At 63.1% G+C, this 15,892-nt stretch carries 11 protein-coding genes and 2 pseudogenes; 4 read left to right on the forward strand and 9 right to left on the reverse strand.

Annotated features, from left to right (window positions below; translation table 11 throughout):
- Positions 1 to 4: 4 nt before the first annotated feature.
- The 7 genes from ACSZPK_RS15290 to ACSZPK_RS15320 all read right to left on the reverse strand — a co-directional run bounded on the left by ACSZPK_RS15290 (position 5) and on the right by ACSZPK_RS15320 (position 8,920).
- On the reverse strand, positions 5 to 2,653 hold the full coding sequence (locus ACSZPK_RS15290) for a TonB-dependent receptor domain-containing protein (RefSeq protein ID WP_437882327.1): 2,649 nt from the start codon (positions 2,651 to 2,653) through the stop codon (positions 5 to 7).
- Positions 2,654 to 2,741: 88 nt separating this feature from the next.
- Complete coding sequence (locus ACSZPK_RS15295) at positions 2,742 to 3,590, reverse strand: class I SAM-dependent methyltransferase (RefSeq protein ID WP_437882328.1); 849 nt, start codon at positions 3,588 to 3,590, stop codon at positions 2,742 to 2,744.
- Positions 3,574 to 4,251, reverse strand: coding sequence for a hypothetical protein (locus tag ACSZPK_RS15300; protein WP_437882329.1), 678 nt, complete (start codon positions 4,249 to 4,251; stop codon positions 3,574 to 3,576). The genes ACSZPK_RS15295 and ACSZPK_RS15300 overlap by 17 nt, the downstream gene beginning before the upstream one ends.
- Positions 4,248 to 5,165, reverse strand: coding sequence for an alpha/beta fold hydrolase (locus ACSZPK_RS15305; protein ID WP_437882330.1), 918 nt, complete (start codon positions 5,163 to 5,165; stop codon positions 4,248 to 4,250). The genes ACSZPK_RS15300 and ACSZPK_RS15305 overlap by 4 nt, the downstream gene beginning before the upstream one ends.
- 7 nt (positions 5,166 to 5,172) lie before the next feature.
- Positions 5,173 to 5,682, reverse strand: coding sequence for an aromatic-ring-hydroxylating dioxygenase subunit beta (locus tag ACSZPK_RS15310; protein WP_437882331.1), 510 nt, complete (start codon positions 5,680 to 5,682; stop codon positions 5,173 to 5,175).
- 35 nt (positions 5,683 to 5,717) lie between these two features.
- Entirely contained in the window at positions 5,718 to 7,547 is a 1,830-nt protein-coding gene (gene asnB / locus ACSZPK_RS15315; RefSeq protein WP_437882332.1) for an asparagine synthase (glutamine-hydrolyzing), read from the reverse strand.
- Positions 7,548 to 7,642: 95 nt separating this feature from the next.
- The gene (locus ACSZPK_RS15320) at positions 7,643 to 8,920 is read right to left on the reverse strand and encodes an aromatic ring-hydroxylating oxygenase subunit alpha (RefSeq protein ID WP_437882333.1); all 1,278 of its coding nucleotides are present in this window, start codon (positions 8,918 to 8,920) and stop codon (positions 7,643 to 7,645) included.
- A 422-nt stretch (positions 8,921 to 9,342) separates the two neighbouring features.
- Between ACSZPK_RS15320 and ACSZPK_RS15325 the strand changes: the two are divergent.
- A pseudogene (locus ACSZPK_RS15325) lies at positions 9,343 to 9,602 on the forward strand (IS481 family transposase); the annotation flags it as partial.
- A gap of 41 nt (positions 9,603 to 9,643) precedes the next feature.
- Here ACSZPK_RS15325 and ACSZPK_RS15330 read toward each other — a convergent pair.
- Both ACSZPK_RS15330 and ACSZPK_RS15335 read right to left on the reverse strand, forming a co-directional pair.
- The gene (locus tag ACSZPK_RS15330; RefSeq protein ID WP_437882418.1) at positions 9,644 to 10,885 is read right to left on the reverse strand and encodes an MFS transporter; all 1,242 of its coding nucleotides are present in this window, start codon (positions 10,883 to 10,885) and stop codon (positions 9,644 to 9,646) included.
- A gap of 139 nt (positions 10,886 to 11,024) precedes the next feature.
- Positions 11,025 to 13,682: a TonB-dependent receptor domain-containing protein gene (locus ACSZPK_RS15335; protein ID WP_437882334.1), complete on the reverse strand. Its 2,658-nt coding sequence runs from the start codon at positions 13,680 to 13,682 to the stop codon at positions 11,025 to 11,027.
- 193 nt (positions 13,683 to 13,875) lie between these two features.
- Between ACSZPK_RS15335 and ACSZPK_RS15340 the strand changes: the two genes are divergently transcribed.
- From ACSZPK_RS15340 to ACSZPK_RS15350, 3 genes and pseudogenes are all read left to right on the forward strand, one after another.
- Positions 13,876 to 14,319: a hypothetical protein gene (locus ACSZPK_RS15340; RefSeq protein ID WP_437882335.1), complete on the forward strand. Its 444-nt coding sequence runs from the start codon at positions 13,876 to 13,878 to the stop codon at positions 14,317 to 14,319.
- A gap of 52 nt (positions 14,320 to 14,371) precedes the next feature.
- Positions 14,372 to 15,121, forward strand: coding sequence for a class I SAM-dependent methyltransferase (locus ACSZPK_RS15345; RefSeq protein ID WP_437882336.1), 750 nt, complete (start codon positions 14,372 to 14,374; stop codon positions 15,119 to 15,121).
- Positions 15,122 to 15,147: 26 nt separating this feature from the next.
- Positions 15,148 to 15,640: pseudogene (locus ACSZPK_RS15350) on the forward strand (PrpF domain-containing protein).
- The last annotated feature ends 252 nt before the right edge of the window (positions 15,641 to 15,892 follow it).

The following is a 15,892-nucleotide window of genomic DNA, read 5'->3' on the forward strand; positions in this document are numbered from 1 at the left end:
TCTCCTAGAAGTCGTACACGGCGCTGAGGTAATAGAACGCCCCATTGAAACTGATCGGCGCAGCGTAGGTGTCGTAGTGATTGAAACCCAGGTAGGTACTCTCGGCCGGCAGCTTGTCGGGCTTCACGTCGAACAGGTTCTGCGCGCCCAGCGCCAGGCTCAACTGACGGGTCGCTGCAAAGCGCAGCTCGACGTCGGTGAGGTACTTCGGCGAGTTCTCGAAGCGGTTGAACTCGGTGGTCGAATAGGCGTTGGGCCCGGTGTAGTAGTCCAGCTCGGAAACGCTCTTTCCATAGCGTGTCTCGCGCACCTGCACGGCCCAGCGCTCGAAGCTCCAGGTCGCCTCCAGGCTGACCTGACTCTGTGGCGTGGAGCTGGTGATCCAGGCCTGCTGCTGGCGATTGAGCAGCGGCTGGCCGTTGCTGCCCAGGTGGTTCTTCTGCAACTGCGTGTGGTTGAAGTTGGCGTTCAGCCGCCAATCGATGCGCCCGTACTGGCGCAGGTCGCTGCGGTAGCTGGCACCGAGGTCGACGCCCTGGGTGCGGGTGTCGGCGCCATTGGTCATGTAGTGGGTGCTGACCTGGGTCAGCCCGGCTGGCACGCTGATGCCTCCGGCACGCAGCGCCTCGATCGCCGCCTGCCCGGAATAGGTGGCGCCGTCGACGATGCGGTCACGAATATCGATGCGGTAGGCATCAAGGCTGATCTCCAGGTCGGGAAATGGCGTCAGCACTGCGCCGAGGTTGAAGCTCACCGATTTTTCCGGCTTCAGGTCCTCGGCGCCGAGCATCCGCGCCGCCACCGAATCCACCGCCAGCAGACCGGTGGCGATGGTCGGCGAAACCCCCAGGCTGGTGTAGTGCTCCTGGGCCAGCGACGGCGCGCGAAAGCCGCTGCTGATGCTGCCGCGTACCGCCACCGTAGGGTTGATCTGGTAACGCGTGGCGAGCTTGCCGTTGGTGGTGCTGCCGAAGTCGCTGTAGTGCTCGTAGCGCGCCGCCGTGGACACCTGCCAGGCATCGCTCAGCGCGGTGCCGAGCTCGACATAGCTGCCCAGCACATCGCGGCTCCACTGCCCGGCGGTACTCGGCGCCTGCCCTGGCAGCGCCTTGGAGCCGCCGTTGTACCAGGAGTAGTAGTCGCCCTGGGTCACCCCGTACAACTCGCGGCGCTGCTCCAGGCCCCAGGACACATTCAGCGGGTGCGGCAGTGGTGCCAGGTCGACGTCCCGGCGCAGGTCGAGGTTCTGCGTCCACTGGGTGGTCTTGTAGCGCGCCAGGTCGAAGCGGCGCGGCGAAGCACCGGTCTCCTGGTACAGCGCCAGATTGATCGAGTGGTCCATGCCGATGTCCGGCCGGTCGGCGCCGTAGGTCGAGCTCAGGTCCCAGCTCCAGCCCAGCAGATCGCTGCCGCGCGCGCCGGCGGTCAGCGAGTAGTCGTCCTCGTCGCTGGTGATGCGGGGTGTGAAACCGTTCGGATAGAGCGTCGGCGCCAGACTCGGCAGTTGTGGAATCTGTGCCGAAGACACGCTGCGCCGGGTGTAGGTGGCGAAGCTGTACAGGTCGATGTCCTCGTCCAGCACCGCCCCGGCGTTGAAGGCCAGCCCCTGGCGATGCACCGAAGGATCGCCGATGGACGGGTTGCCATGCTTGCCGGTGCGCGAGTCGATGCCGCTGCGCACGGTGTTGTCCTGTTCGCGGAACTGCGCGGTGAGGTTGAGAAAGCCGGTCTCGCCCAGGCGGAAACCACCGTTGACACCGCCGGTCTGGCTGAAACCGTCGCCGGCAGCGTATTGCCCCACCGTATAGCCGGCCTGGCCGCCATGATCGGCGGATTTGAGGATGACATTGATCACCCCGGCGATGGCATCCGAACCGTACTGCGCCGAAGCGCCATCGCGCAGCACCTCGATATGGTCGATGGCATTCATCGGGATGGTGTCCAGGTCCACCCCGGTGGAGCCGCTCTGCAAACCACCGCTGACATTGATATTGGCCGTCTCGTGGCGGCGCTTGCCGTTGACCAGCACCAGCACGTGGTTGGGGCTCAGGCCGCGCAGCGACTGCGCATTGGTCAGTGCGGAAGCGTTGTAGGCCTGGGCCTGGCGCGACAGCGAAGGCAACAGCCGCACCAGCGCATCGCGCAGGTCGCTGCTGCCGGTCTGGCGCAACTGCTCGGCGCTGACCACGTCGATCGGGCTCAGGCTGTCACCAGCCTTGACGTCGGTGCGCCGGGTACCGGTCACCACCACGGTCGCCAGCGCCGTCGTAGCGGTCGCCGGCAGCGCCGCCCGTGCAGGTACGGCCTGACGCTGCAACCGCCAGTTGCCGTCAGCGCTGCGTGCATAGTCCAGGGCACTGCCCTGCAGGGCCTGGCGCAGGGCCTGCTCGATGCTCAGCGAGCCGCGGATGGCCGGTGCCCGCAGGCCGCGTACCAGCGCCTGGTCGAAGGCGATCGGCGCATGCCCCTGGCGCACGATGCTCAGCAACACCTCGTCCAGCGGCCCGGCGGGAATGTCGAAGGCGTGGGCCTGGGTGCTGGCCGGCGTGGCCAGTTCGGCGGCGCGGGCGGCCTGGCCGTGCAACAGGCAGGCCAGGCTCACGGCGCAGAGCGCAGGAGCGAAGGGATAACATGGGTTGATCACACTCGGCATGCTCGAAACGTCCTTGCGCTGTCGTCGTCCTTGAGTGCAATTCGACACGTTTTTTTTCAGCGCCGATCCAGATGGATATCGCATAACCTTATGCGTCGCTGCCGAGGGGCCGGCAGCGCCACACGCTGACCGGGATCGACGTGACCTGGCCATCGGCGCGCATGCGCCGCTCGGCGATCCGCCCCAACCGTTCGAAGAACTCCTCGTGGCGCGCAGCCGGTACCAGCGGCGTGAAGTAGGTGCCGAAGGTGGCGGCATGGAAGCGCTGGTAGGCCTCGGCATCCTCCACCTGCAACACCGCTTCGCGGCTGGCCACGGCATCCACGCAGAAGTAGCGCTGAATGCGCTCGCGCAGCCCGGCGGCATCGCGGGTGCGCGTGCCCATCGGGATCAGCCCGACCTCGGCGTACAGGCGCGGCACCGCGTCCGCGGCGGCCAGCCCCATGTCCACCAGCGCCTCGGCGACCAGTTCATCCTCGCCGCCCAGGCCGTCCTCGCGCCAAGGGTGGTGCGAGGTGAACAGGAACACGCCGTCCTCGGCCAGGTGCCGGGCGACCCAGGCGAACAGACGCTCTTCCTTCGGGTACAGCCAGTGCAGCACGGCAGTCAGGGTCACTAGGTCGAAGCGCTGCGGCAGTTCGTCCAGGTGCAGCAGGTCGCCCTCGAACAGACGCACCCGCCACTCCAGCGCCTGCAACTGGGCGCGCGCCTGTTCCAGGCGCAGGGTCGAGCGCTCGATGCCCCAGGCCTCCTGCAACTGCGGCCAGCGGCGCAGCGCGCCTTCGAGCAGCGAACCCACGCCGCAACCAAGGTCGAGCAGGTTCTGTGGCTGGATGCCGGCGCGGTCGAGCACCCAGTCCTGGTCGCGGCGTTGCAACAGTTCGCTGGAATCCCGATAACCGTCGAGGTTGCGGGCCTGTTCAATGATCGCGCTCATGGGTCGAACCTCCGTCGCATCGCGAAACCGGCGCACCCAGCGCAGCCGGGGTAATGGTCCAGACGCAGCTGTGGCCGCTATCGTCCTCGTACAGTCGGTAATCGGCCTGGCAGTCGCGGGCGGCGACGAAGGCCGTGAGCAGTTTGGTGCAGTAGGTGCAGGCCGAGGCCAGGGTGATCGGCACGCCGCGCGCACGGGCGCGCTCGCGGTAATCCCAGATGGCGCAGTGGCGATTGTGGAACACCGTGCGCGTCGGCTCCGGCGTCTGCACCTCGAAGCGCGAGCCGTACAGCGAGGCCTGCCGCGCCAGGCGCTGCGCGGCGCTCGCCGGCTGGCCCTGACCATGCGGTTCGAGGCTGCGATAGACCCGCGCGGTGGCATGCGCCCAATCGTCCAGGCGGTAGTGCTCGCCGCGTTGCACGATGAACTGCTCGATCAGCGCCTGAGCGCGGAAAAACACCGCCTGCCAGGCACTCACGTCCTCGGCCTGCGCCTGCTCCGGCAGGTCACTGAGAATCCGCGCGCTGACCTGCAACCAGTCGCCGATATCCGCCTGGCGCTGGCGTTCGCCGAGGTAGGCACTCATCGCCGCCTGCACCTCGAACACCCGTTGCCGCCAGAGTTCGGCCTGCTGCGCCGGAGCCAGCGCCAGCGTGCTCATGCGCCCACCCACTGCGCGCCGGGCGCCAACTGCCGGTCGAGGAACGGCAGCACGTGTTCGAGTACGGCGTCGGGCGCGGCCTCGGGCAACATGTGCCCGGCACGAATGGCCGCACCTTCGACCTGCTCGGCCCAACGCCGCCAGATCGTCAGCGGATGCTGCTCCTGCGCATACGGCCGCTCGCTCCACAGCACCTGTACCGGGCACTGCAGGCGCCGCCCGGCGTCACGGTCGGCGCGGTCGGCCTCGACGTCCTCGCCCACCGCGGCGCGATAGTCCTCGCACAGCGCATGGCGAACCGCCGGGTCGGCAAAGGCTCGCTGGTAATCGGCCAGTGCCGCCGGGTGGTAGATGTCCTGTTGCTGGGCCATGCGCTTCAGCGTGTAGTCGAGGAACCATTCCGGCTGCGCGCCGATCAGTCGCTCCGGCAGGTCGAACGGCTGGGCCAGAAGGAACCAGTGGTAGGCGTTCAAGGCGAAGGCCTGGTTGACCGTGGGCCAGATATCCAGGATCGGCACCACGGTCAGCGAAACGAAGGCGCTGACCGCGTGCGGATGGTCCAACGCCAGGCGATAACCGACCCGCGCACCGCGATCATGGCCGATCACCGCGAAACGTTCATGCCCGAGCTGCGCCATCAACTCGCGCGCATCCTCGGCCAGCGCGCGCTTGCCATAGGCGCCCGGCGCGTCGGGCTGCTGCGCCCGCGAGTCGCCATAGCCGCGCAGGTCGGCAAGCACCACCCGGTAGCGCTCGGCCAGGCGCGGGGCGATGCGGTGCCAGGCCAAATGGGTCTGCGGATAGCCGTGCAACAGTAGCAACGGCGGCCCATCGCCCGCGCTGGCCACACGCAGGCGGGCGCCGACGGTGGTCAGGGGACGGTACTCGAAGTCGAGTAACAGCTCAGCGCTCATGGGCACCTCACAGAATGATGCTGATACGGCGCTGGGCGCCGATGGTTTCGTGGTCCAGGCGGATGTCGCGGGCGAGGATACTCAGCCGCTCAGGGCCGTCGCGCAGCAGGTGCGTGGCCTGCCCGACGAAACTCCAGCTCTCCTGGTTGCGGAACTGGTGGACGACGAAATTGCTGCGCACGGTAATGCGCTCGCCGTCGCGCGCCTTGATTCGCACATTGCTCACCAGGCGCCGGGTGCGCGAACGCGGCTGTTCCATCCAACTGTGCCCGCCGAGCAGGCTCTCGACCCGCTCACGCAGGCGTATGTAGTCGTCGGCGATGATGTACAGGCTAGCTTCGGGCGGCTGCCCATCGAGTTCGGCCTGCAGCGGCAGCACGCGATAGCGCGCCTCGGGCTCGAACAGGGCGAACCAGTGGTCGAGCTGGCGTTCGTCGAGCAGTTCGGCTTCATTGACGATGAAGTCGCTGACCCGGGCATGCAGGTCGTCGACCTGCGCGTGAGCGATACGTGACATGGCAAGCTCCTGTGCAAAGGCAGTGGTTGGCGGTGCTACAGGCTGATGTCGACCCGGTAGCGCTCGAGCCAACGATGCAGGTTGAGCAGGTAGGCCAGGCCCGCCGTCGGGCTGGCCGAGGCGCGTGGGCTGGGCAGCGGCTGCCCGGCCTCCAGCAACTGGCGCACCCGCTGGGTATCGATCAGCTCGAACAGCGGCGAGTCGCCGGTCGCCAGCAAGGCGCCGACGCGCTCGCGCAGCAATTGCAGGTAGCGCGGATCGGGGTTGGCCGGGAAACCGCTCTTGCGCCGCGTCAGCACCGATTGCGGCAACACGCCACGCAGTGCCTGGCGCAGGATCGACTTGCCCTCGCCGTCGACGCTCTTCAATGCCCAGGGAATGTTCCAGGCGTACTCGACCAGGCGGTGATCGCAGAACGGCACGCGCACCTCCATGCCCACGGCCATGCTCATGCGGTCCTTGCGATCAAGCATCGCTGGCAGCCAGCGGGTCATCGCCAGGTAGGCCACCTCGCGCTGCCGCGCCTGCTCCTGGCTTTCGCCGTCCAGGCGCGGCACCTCGGCCAGCGCCTCGCGGTAACGCCAGTCGATGTATGCCGGTGCATCGACGCGCTCGGCCACGCCCGGGCGCAGCAGGCTCCACACCCCCTGGCGCCCGGCCAACCAGGGGAAGCCGTCATGGGCCAGTGCCACGGCATCGTGGAAGAACGGATAACCGCCGAAGACCTCATCGGCGGACTCGCCGGACAAGGCCACCGTGGTGTATAGGCGGACTTCGCGGAACAGCAGGTACAGCGCGCCATCGAGTTCACCCCAGCCGGGCAGGTCGCGCGCGGCGAGCACCGCGTCGTCCTGTTCGATCACCGCTTCCGGCGAGGCCGCCAGGGTGCGGTGCGCACTGCCCAAGAAGCTGGCCATCTCGCGGGCATAGGGCTCGTCCCAACTGCTCTGCCAAGCGCTAGGACGCAGCGCCGCAGCCTGCTCGGGGAAATCCAGGGAAAAAGTTGGCAGGCGCTGGCCATCGCCCAGCGCACGCACCGCGTAGGCACTGATGGCGCTGGAATCCAGCCCGCCGGAAAGCAGGCTGCCCAGCGGCACATCGGCCACCAGTTGATCGCTGACCACCTGCTGCAACAGGCTGGCGACGCGCTCGGCAGTCGTCGCAGCATCGTCGGTGTGCCGCTGCGAAGCGAGCTGCCAATAGGTCAAGGTCCGCCGGCCCTGGCCGTCGAAGCGCAGGGCCTGCCCCGGACGTACGGTGTAGAGGCTCTTGTACACGCCGTGGCCGGGTGTTGGTGCGGTGGTCAGGGCGAACAGCTCGGCAACTCCGCTGGCGTCGAGCACCGGGTTCACCTCCGGGTGCGCCAGCACCGTTTTCGGCTCCGAGCCGAACAGCACCCCGCTGGCGGTCGGGTAGTAGTACAGCGGCTTGACCCCGAAGCGGTCGCGCACAAGCCACAGGCTGCGGTCGCGCTCATCCCACACAGCGAAGGCGTAGATGCCGGTGAGTCGGGCGAACGAGGCTTCGCCCCATTGTAGGTAGGCGCGCAGTACCACCTCGGTGTCCGAGGCGGTACGGAACACCTGCCCCAGCGAGCGCAGTTCCTCTCGCAGCTCGCGGTAGTTGTACACCTCGCCGCTGTAGGTCAACGCCACGCGGCCACCAGCATCGGCGAGCATTGGCTGGACACCGTTCTCCAGATCGATGATGGCTAGGCGGCGATGCCCGAGCAACGCATGACGCGAGGTCCACAGGCCCTCGGCGTCGGGGCCGCGCGGCGCCAGGCTGCGGGTCATGCGTTGCAGAATGTCGTGTTGCGAGCCGAGGTCACGGCTCCAGTCGGTCCAACCGGCGATTCCACACATGCCGAATATCCTTGCAGGGCCCGTTATTCCCTACGTAGCCACAACGGCGCGAGGGGATCTGCAGGGACGATTGATCGGTTATCGAGAAAGCGGCGTCACACCGCGATGGCCAGGGCCTGCGACGGGCGTACGGATGCGCCTTCCAGGCGCCGGCTCCATTCGCGCCAGAAGCCGCGGTTCTGTTCTTCGTCGACATGTCGTCGGCTGCCGGCCAGCAGGCCGCGCGAGAAGTCGCTGTAGCCGATGGCGGCATGCGCATAGGCGCGCTGACAGGATTCGAGGATTTCCACATCGTCCGGGGTACCGAATCCACCGGGGCCGATGAACGAGATCAGCCCGTTGATACGCGCGGCACGCTCCTCGGCGCTCTCGTCGGCGAAGCCGGCGCCCCACACGGTGACGCTAACCTGGTCGGCGCCGCGCGGGAAAAAAGTACGGATGTTCAGACCGAGAATGTCGTTGATCACCAGGTTGGGGAAGATGAACAAGCTCTTGTTGGTATGTGCGATCTCTTCGGCTCGGGCCTGGCCGAAACGCCGTACCAGTTCGTCGAACTTGGCTTCGATGGAAGGTTTCAGCGCTTCGGGGAACAGCGGGCTCCAGTAGGCGATGGGCCGGCCGGTGGAGGGTGGCCCGCTCATGATCAGCGCATGTCCGTTGCCCAGCGCCTCGCCGCGCCCGCTCCGGCGGTGCGAGGCCGGATCGGTGCCGAGGGTGTCGAGGTACTTTAGGTAGCGCTTGTGCGCGAACGGCAGGTGGTAGGCGTCCACGCCGTTCTCGGCGAGCAGCTTCCAGTTGGCCTTGATCGCGTGGTCGAAGGCGCCGGGTATGATCTCCAGCGGAGCCTCGGACTGGTCGAGAATCAGGTCGATATAGTCCCGTGCGCCGCCCAAGTGCTGCGCCAAACTGACGGCACTGCGTCCATAGAGGATGAACACGAAGCCACGGTAGCTGTCGTGGCGCACGCGGATCAGCGATTGTTGCAGGTCGCAATGCCCGGGCAGACCATAGGCCGAGCGGTCCGGCACACCGATCAGTGCGCCCTGCCCGTCGTAGGTCCAGCCGTGATATGGGCAGGTGAAGCGCTGGGTGTTGCCGGCGCGCTCGTTGCACACCCGAGCCCCGCGGTGGGCGCAGGCATTCAGGTAGACGCCGAGGCTACCATCGGCCTGGCGTTGCAGAATCAGCTCGCGGCCGCCGACCTCACGAGTCAAAAAGTCCCCGGCTTCGCGAAGCTCGCTGTCATGCGCGGCATAGAGCCAGGTGCGGTCGAAAATTTCGTTCAACTCGCGGCGGTACAACTCGGCTGACACATAGGCTTGGCGGCCTACCCGGAAGAAGCTGGCGCCATCGGTCTGGATGTAATCGCTCACTTGGTTTCTCCGTGCAAAGTGCATCCCAAAGGCGCCGGCTGCCAATGGCCACGGCGCTTGCGGGGAAAAACCTAGCACGCAGGAAAATGCCTCGTAACATACCAATTGCGTCTTAGCTAATAACCACAGCCAGCCTGCAGCGTGCGGGAAAATAAATTCGCCCGCGCAGTGAAAATTCGCCGCTGCCATTGCACTATTTATAATCTCTTATCGTCACTCAACGGTCCCCGCCCTTCCCTCTTTCCGCCTGCAGGCCGCGGCAACCGGGGCTTATGCCCACCGCTGCGATGGGCCGTTAGGACCGCCTGCCGCGAATAAGGCTCAACTTTCCAACACTATGCTTATGCGATCTTCATCTAGTGCGCGCGGGTCCGCAGTGGCGTAATTGGTGGCCGACTGCGGCCACCGACGTGCGCGAACCAGATCGGCCGACCGGGCCGAAGCAAGCCCATTCCACGGTGTTGTCGTTGGAAGAAGAGGCAGAGCCATCGTCGCTTTCCGCAAGCACAGGTTACTACCGCTGGACGATTGCCTGTATGCCCTGCAACCGACTGACCCGATCGTCCCTGCACAGATGCTTGCAGCGCCATGGCACCAGCCGGCTTCCTGATGTGGACGCCGGCAAGCCGCAGAAGAGGAAGTTCAAGAGGGCTACTTCCATGTCGATATTGCCGCGCTGCAGGTCATCGGCGAACTGCTCGATGCCTGAGCCAGCGCCTGCCGTCAGCGCTCGGCGGGCGACGGGTACGGGCGGAACGCCAGCAGGCTCAACGCGGCCACGGCGAACGCCAGCGACAGCCCCCATTCCGCCAGCCAGTAGCTACCGGCCCGGTCGTACAGCCAACCGAGCCACCAGGCACCGAAGCTGATCGACACGGCGAAGGTGAACGGCTGGATCGAGCCATAGATCACGCTGAAGTGACGCAGGCCGAAATAGCGGATGAGCAGGTACTTGGTGGTACCGCTTTCCCCTCCTCCGCCGAGCCCGATCATGAATACCGCCAGCCATAGCGCCGCACCGGTACTGCCCAATTGGAACCCAAGCATGCCGACGACGGCGAGCAGGGCGAAGGGCAATACCACTCGCGGCGTGGCGAAACGGTCCATCAACCAGCCGGTCAAGGGCTGCGAGACCATCATGCCGACCCACAAGGCTGATAACACGCCACTCGCCTCGCCGCGTGACAAGCCCCGTTCGACCAGCATCGGAACACCATGGGTCATCACTCCGCTCATCACGAAGACCGCCAACACCTGGTTCGCCAGCACCAACCAGAAACTCATACCAGACCAGGCCTGGCGCGCCGACAGCCCATCGCTAGCAATGCTCGATTCAGATTGCGCGGGCACCGGCTGGCGCTCGCGAAACAGCCAGGCCAGCAGCGGCAGCGCCACGCACAACTCGAGCACACCATAGACCAGATAGGTCGTGCGCCAGCCCCATAGCTCCAAGCTCTGATGGCCGATGAACAACCCCACTGGCCCGCCGATGCCAAAGCCCAGGCCAAGCACACCATAGGCCATGCCCAAACGGTGCCGGAACCAAAGACCAAGGATACGGCCGTACGGCAGGTTGCCCGGCGCCAGAATACCGATCACCAGAAACAGCGCATACAGCTGCCACACCATGCGCACCATCGCCAAGCCGAGCAGTGGCAACGCCAAGGCGAACGTCAGGCACAGCATTACCCGTCGCGCGCCGTAGCGGTCGATCAGCCACCCCTTGAGCGGGCTGGTGATCGCCACTGCCAGGCCAAAGAACGTCACCAGTAACGACACCTCGGCGCGATCCCAGCCGAACTCGTCGCTCATCGGGGCAATGAACAGGCTGAAGGTGTTGAGCAGAATACCAGTCGGCCCGAGCATGAGCGCGACCAGCGAAGCGATTAGCACGCCAATGGCGGCTGGGGAGAACTCACGCTCACCATGGCCGGCTTTCACAACTGATTCGGCGTGCGATGTCATCGCCTCGCGCATAGGTAAATCCTCTGAATTCGGTCGCCTTAAACCCTCGATCAACAGAGCTGAAGACAGGAAAACTGGACAGAAAAGCAGGCACGACAGCTTGTCGTTCAGCATCAAGTTTTATCGGCTGCCCGTCGTTTCAGAACCGATACGCCGCGCGCAGGTAGTAGAACGCACCGTTGAAACCGATCTGCGAGGCGTAGGTGTCATAGCGCAGTACGTCGCCGTAGGTGGTGTTCTCCGCAGGCAACTTGTCCGGACGTACGTCAAACAGGTTGTCGGCACCAGCCGTGAGGGTCAGGTGATCGTTGACCCGGTAGCGTGCGGCGATGTCGGTGATGTACTTGGGACTGTTGACGAAGTGGTTGAAGGTCGTCGTCGACCAGGCATCGGGTCCGACTGTGTAGTCCAGTTCCGAGGTGGTACGCCCGTAGCGGGTCAGGCGCAGGCTGACTTCCCAGTCCTGGCGACTCCAGGTGCCACCGAGAGAAACCTGGCTGCGCGGCGTCGAGCTGGTGATCCAGGCGATCTGCTGGGCGTTGAGCAGCAGGTCGCCGTTGGCACCGCGATGGTTCTTGAGCAGACGGGTGCGGTTGAAGTTGGCCGAGAGCTCCCAGTCGATCTGGCCGTAGCCACCCAGCTCCAGGCGATAACGCCCGGTGATATCGAGGCCACGGGTACGGGTGTCGGCGCCGTTGGCCAGGTAATGGGTACTGACCGTGGTGGCGCTGGACGGCAGGCTGATGCCCGCAGCAGTCAGCGCATCGATGGCCGCCTGGCCGGAATAGGTGCCGCTGTCGACGATGCGGTCGCGAATATCGATCAGGTAGGCATCGATGTTCAGCGTCGTGTTGTCCCAGGGTTCCAGCACCAGGCCGAAGTTGTAACTGGTGGATTTTTCCGGGTCGAGCGCTTCGGCACCCAGCCTGCTGGCGGCCTCGGAGTTGGCGGCCAGCAGACCGAGGGCGATGGTCGGCCCGACGCTGAGCCCGGTGTAGTGCTCCTGCACCAGCGACGGTGCACGGAAACCGCTGCTCACGCTGGCCCGCAATGCCACGCGAGGGCTGAACGCATAGCGGGTAGCCAACTTGCCGTTGACGGTGCTGCCGAACTCGCTGAAGTCCTCATAACGGGCCGCCACGTCCACCTCCCAATCCGGGGTCAGTGAAGTGCTTAGGTCGATATAGGTCGCCCATACGTCACGCGACCACTTGCCCTCGCTGAGCGGCGAAAGCCCAGCCAACGATTCGGCACCACCGCTGTAGTAGGAGGCGTAGTCGCCGGCTTCGATTCGGTAACTCTCGCGACGCTGCTCCACGCCGACGGCCAGGCTCAGTGGCGCTGCGAGCCCGCTTATCTCGAAGTCGCGGCCCAGGTCGAGGTTGGTGGTCCGCTGTGTGTTGCGGTAACTGGCCAGGTCGAAGTGGGTCGGACTGGTCCCGGTCTGCTGGTAGATCGCCGCGTTCACCGAATGGGTCATGCCGATGTCCGGACGGTCGGCGCCATACCCCGTACTCAAATCCCAGCGCCAGTCGCCCAGCAACTGGTCGCCGCGCACGCCGACGAGAACGGAATAGTCATCCTCGTCGCTGGTCGGATTCGGCGTGAATCCGTTCGGGTACAGAGTCGGCGCCACCGAGGCCAGACGATAGTTGGCGGCGGACGATGCGCTGCGATGGGTGTAGGTGGCGAAGCTGTAGGCCTCTACATCCTCGCCCAGGCCGAAACCGGCGTTGTAGGCCAGCGACTGGCGATGAAACGCCGGGTCGCCGATGGAAATGTTGTCGCGCCGTCCGGTGCGCTCGTCGATGCCACTGCGCACCGTGCGCTCCTGCTCGCGGTACTCGGCGCTGAGGTTGACGAAGCCGCTGTCGCCCAAGGCCAGGCCGACGTTGCCGCCGGCACCGTGGGTGAAACCGTCGCCATCATCAGTCTGGCCGAGGTCGCCCGCCAGCGCACCGCCCGAATCGGCGGACTTGAGGATAATGTTGATCACCCCGGCGATGGCATCCGAACCGTACTGCGCCGAAGCGCCGTCGCGCAGCACCTCGATGCGCTCGATGGCGCTGACCGGGATGGTATCCAGATCGACCCCGGTGGAGCCCTTTTCCAGGCCGCCGCTGATATTCAGGTTGGCGGTCTCGTGGCGACGCTTGCCGTTGACCAGCACCAGCACATGGTTGGGGCTCAGTCCCCGTAGCGATTGGGTGCGGGTCAGGGCCGAGGCGTTGAACGGCTGGGCCTGGCGGGTCAGCGAGGGCAGCAGCTTGGCCAGCGCATCGCGCAGATCGACCGCCCCGCTGCTGCGCAAGCGCTCGGCGCTGACCACGTCGACTGGGCTGAGGCTGTTCTGCGCCTGTACGTCGGTCCTGCGGGTACCGGTGACCACCACCGTCGCCAAGGGCGCGCTGACCGGCGCAACGCTACTTTGCGGCGAGAGAGCGGATGGTGCACGACGTAACACGAAGCCGCCCGCCTCTCCTCGAACATAGTCCAGGCCGCTATTTTTCAGGGCCTGGCGCAGCGCCTGTTCGACATCGAGTGCGCCACGGATCGCCGGACTATACAACCCCTGCACCAGCTCTTGTTCGAAGGCGATGGGAGTATGACTCTGGCGCACAATGCTCAGCAGCACACCGACCAGATCACCGGCAGCAATATCAAACTGCTGAACTGCCGCGTTGGCCCGCTCCCGGGTTTGCGGCTCCGCCAGCACCGCTTCATGGAGCAGACAGGCGCAGCTCAGCAACAGCAGCGCAGGATTACGGGTGAAAAGCAGTGAGGACACGGTTGGCATGGAGAAACTTCCTGGCTTGGATTTTCTCCTGAGTGCAATCCGTGAAGCGTTTTTTCAGTGTCGCCTCAGACCCGATTCATATATCCATATGCAGCCAATCAAGGCACAGGTCTTTAACAAGGTAGACAGGGGCGTGTGGAAAATGCTCTGGTGATGGGCAGTACGTCGACACCCTCACAAGGCTCGTCGATCGGTGAAGGATCGGTACTTCGAGGACAAGATCTTTTCCGACGGCACGCCCTTCGACGCCGTAGCGGTCAAAACCGATATCGATTACATCCTGCAAAGCACCTCGTGGACACGCACCTTGCTGCTGCGCGTCGCATCCGCCAGCGTGCTCGATGCACATACGGTCGCCATTACGTTGCTCGAACCAGACAGCGGTACGCTCGAGGCGCTGGCCAATCCAATCGTGCCCATGCAATCGCCCAAGGGCCAGGGCCAGAAGCAGAACTGCAGCCCCCTCGGACACCAGCCCGTTCAAAGTGGCGGCGTTCGATCAACTTTGGATGTTACTCGACTTGCCATCCGTACCTGGGTCGCACCCTATAATAGCGGATTTTTACCTGTTTCTTTGATACCTATGATGGGGTCAGTGGATCCAGGAACCTTCCGGGGAGGGGCGGGAAGTGGGTAAGTATATCGTACAAAGATTGGGATAGAATTTCAGAATCCGTTAGAGGAATGCCATGAGTGATAACACTTTTTCGATAAAATCAAATAACTACGCCCAATCTCGCCCCCGCTATCCCGATTCACTACTCGATTGGATAGCGGGTTGCTGCCAGCGAACAGATAATGTCTGGGATTGCGCAACCGGAAACGGACAAGCTGCGGTTGATCTTGCCTCACGTTTCTCTAATGTATTCGCAACGGATGTTAGCCAAGAGCAGATTTCTAACCATTTATATGCACCCAATGTGTCTTTCTCTGTGCAGTCCGCAGAAAATACCTCGTTCGATTCAAATACATTCGATCTAGTCACAGTTGCGCAAGCCCTGCATTGGTTTGATTACAGTAGGTTTTGGCCAGAGGTCCGCCGAGTATCCCGAAAGAATGCTTTCTTTTGTGCATGGGGCTACGATTGGCTGTTCACAGGCACCCCGTTAGACGAAAATGTAGTCGCACCTTTCCGCAGTGCAATACAGCCCTTCTGGGCAGTAAACAACCGTATACTTTGGGATGGGTATAGCAATATGGATATATCCTTCCCTTTTGAGCGAGTGAGCACTCCTAGCTTCGAGATACATATGCAGTGGACAATCCTTCAGATTGTGGAGTACATGAAAACCTGGTCTGCCTACAAAAATAGCCTCTCCGACCCAATAGCTAGTAGTTACCTAGTTGATATAGCTGAGCATGTTCGAAACTTCGAGTGCCCTGATTTTTCATTTGACGTACGAATGCCATTAAAAATTGTTGCAGGGAATATTGTATAAACTCTCCTCATTAGATTTTTGAGACTATTCCATGCTCTATAATTAGAGGCGGCAGTAGTAAATGGATATTTTTAGAACGTAGTTTCTTGCCGCCATCAGGACTGGGTCGTGGTGCACTGATACTTCGTTTATTTGGTAGCCCAGACATTCGTCAAATAGACGGGCTTGGAGGCGCAGATAAGCTAACGAGTAAAGTTGCAGTTATAGGTACATCAACTCGTAAAGATTGCGATATTGATTATTTCTGGTCAAGCCAACACAGTTTTACCACACATAGATTGGCAGAGTAACTGCGAAAACATTTCAACTAGAGCTGCTCTACATGCTGTTAACAGCAGACATTATGACTTGAATTCAGACAATATTGAAAAAGTTAGAATTCACCAGGTAAATACGGGGCGAATTATACTAGCACATGCACCAATGGACCGCGGAGCACCGTCCAAAACTGGATCATATCTTATCGGTGGCGTTCCTGGTACAAGCGCTCGTATTGATTTAGATTTCTCTGATTTTTAGGGTGTACGTTGACACGCGGTACATTGCCATCCGGTGAACCTATAAGTAGTTTTGTATCTACTTTCTCAAGTGGCTCTTTCCTCGCTTCAGTCGTTGACTTTGGTAATTTATGTATTTTCGTCAGCAAAGACAAAATACCGCCCCCTAAATCGACATGTTAATTAATTGCAGTCAGACAACTATTCAGCTGGCTATTTGAAAGAGTTACGTGCAGCGGTTGCTCATCAACTGGGGATAGTTAGTCTTGCAAAC

The sequence above is a fragment of the Pseudomonas sp. LRF_L74 genome (assembly GCF_965644255.1).
In the GTDB taxonomy this organism is placed as follows: Bacteria; Pseudomonadota; Gammaproteobacteria; order Pseudomonadales; family Pseudomonadaceae; genus Aquipseudomonas.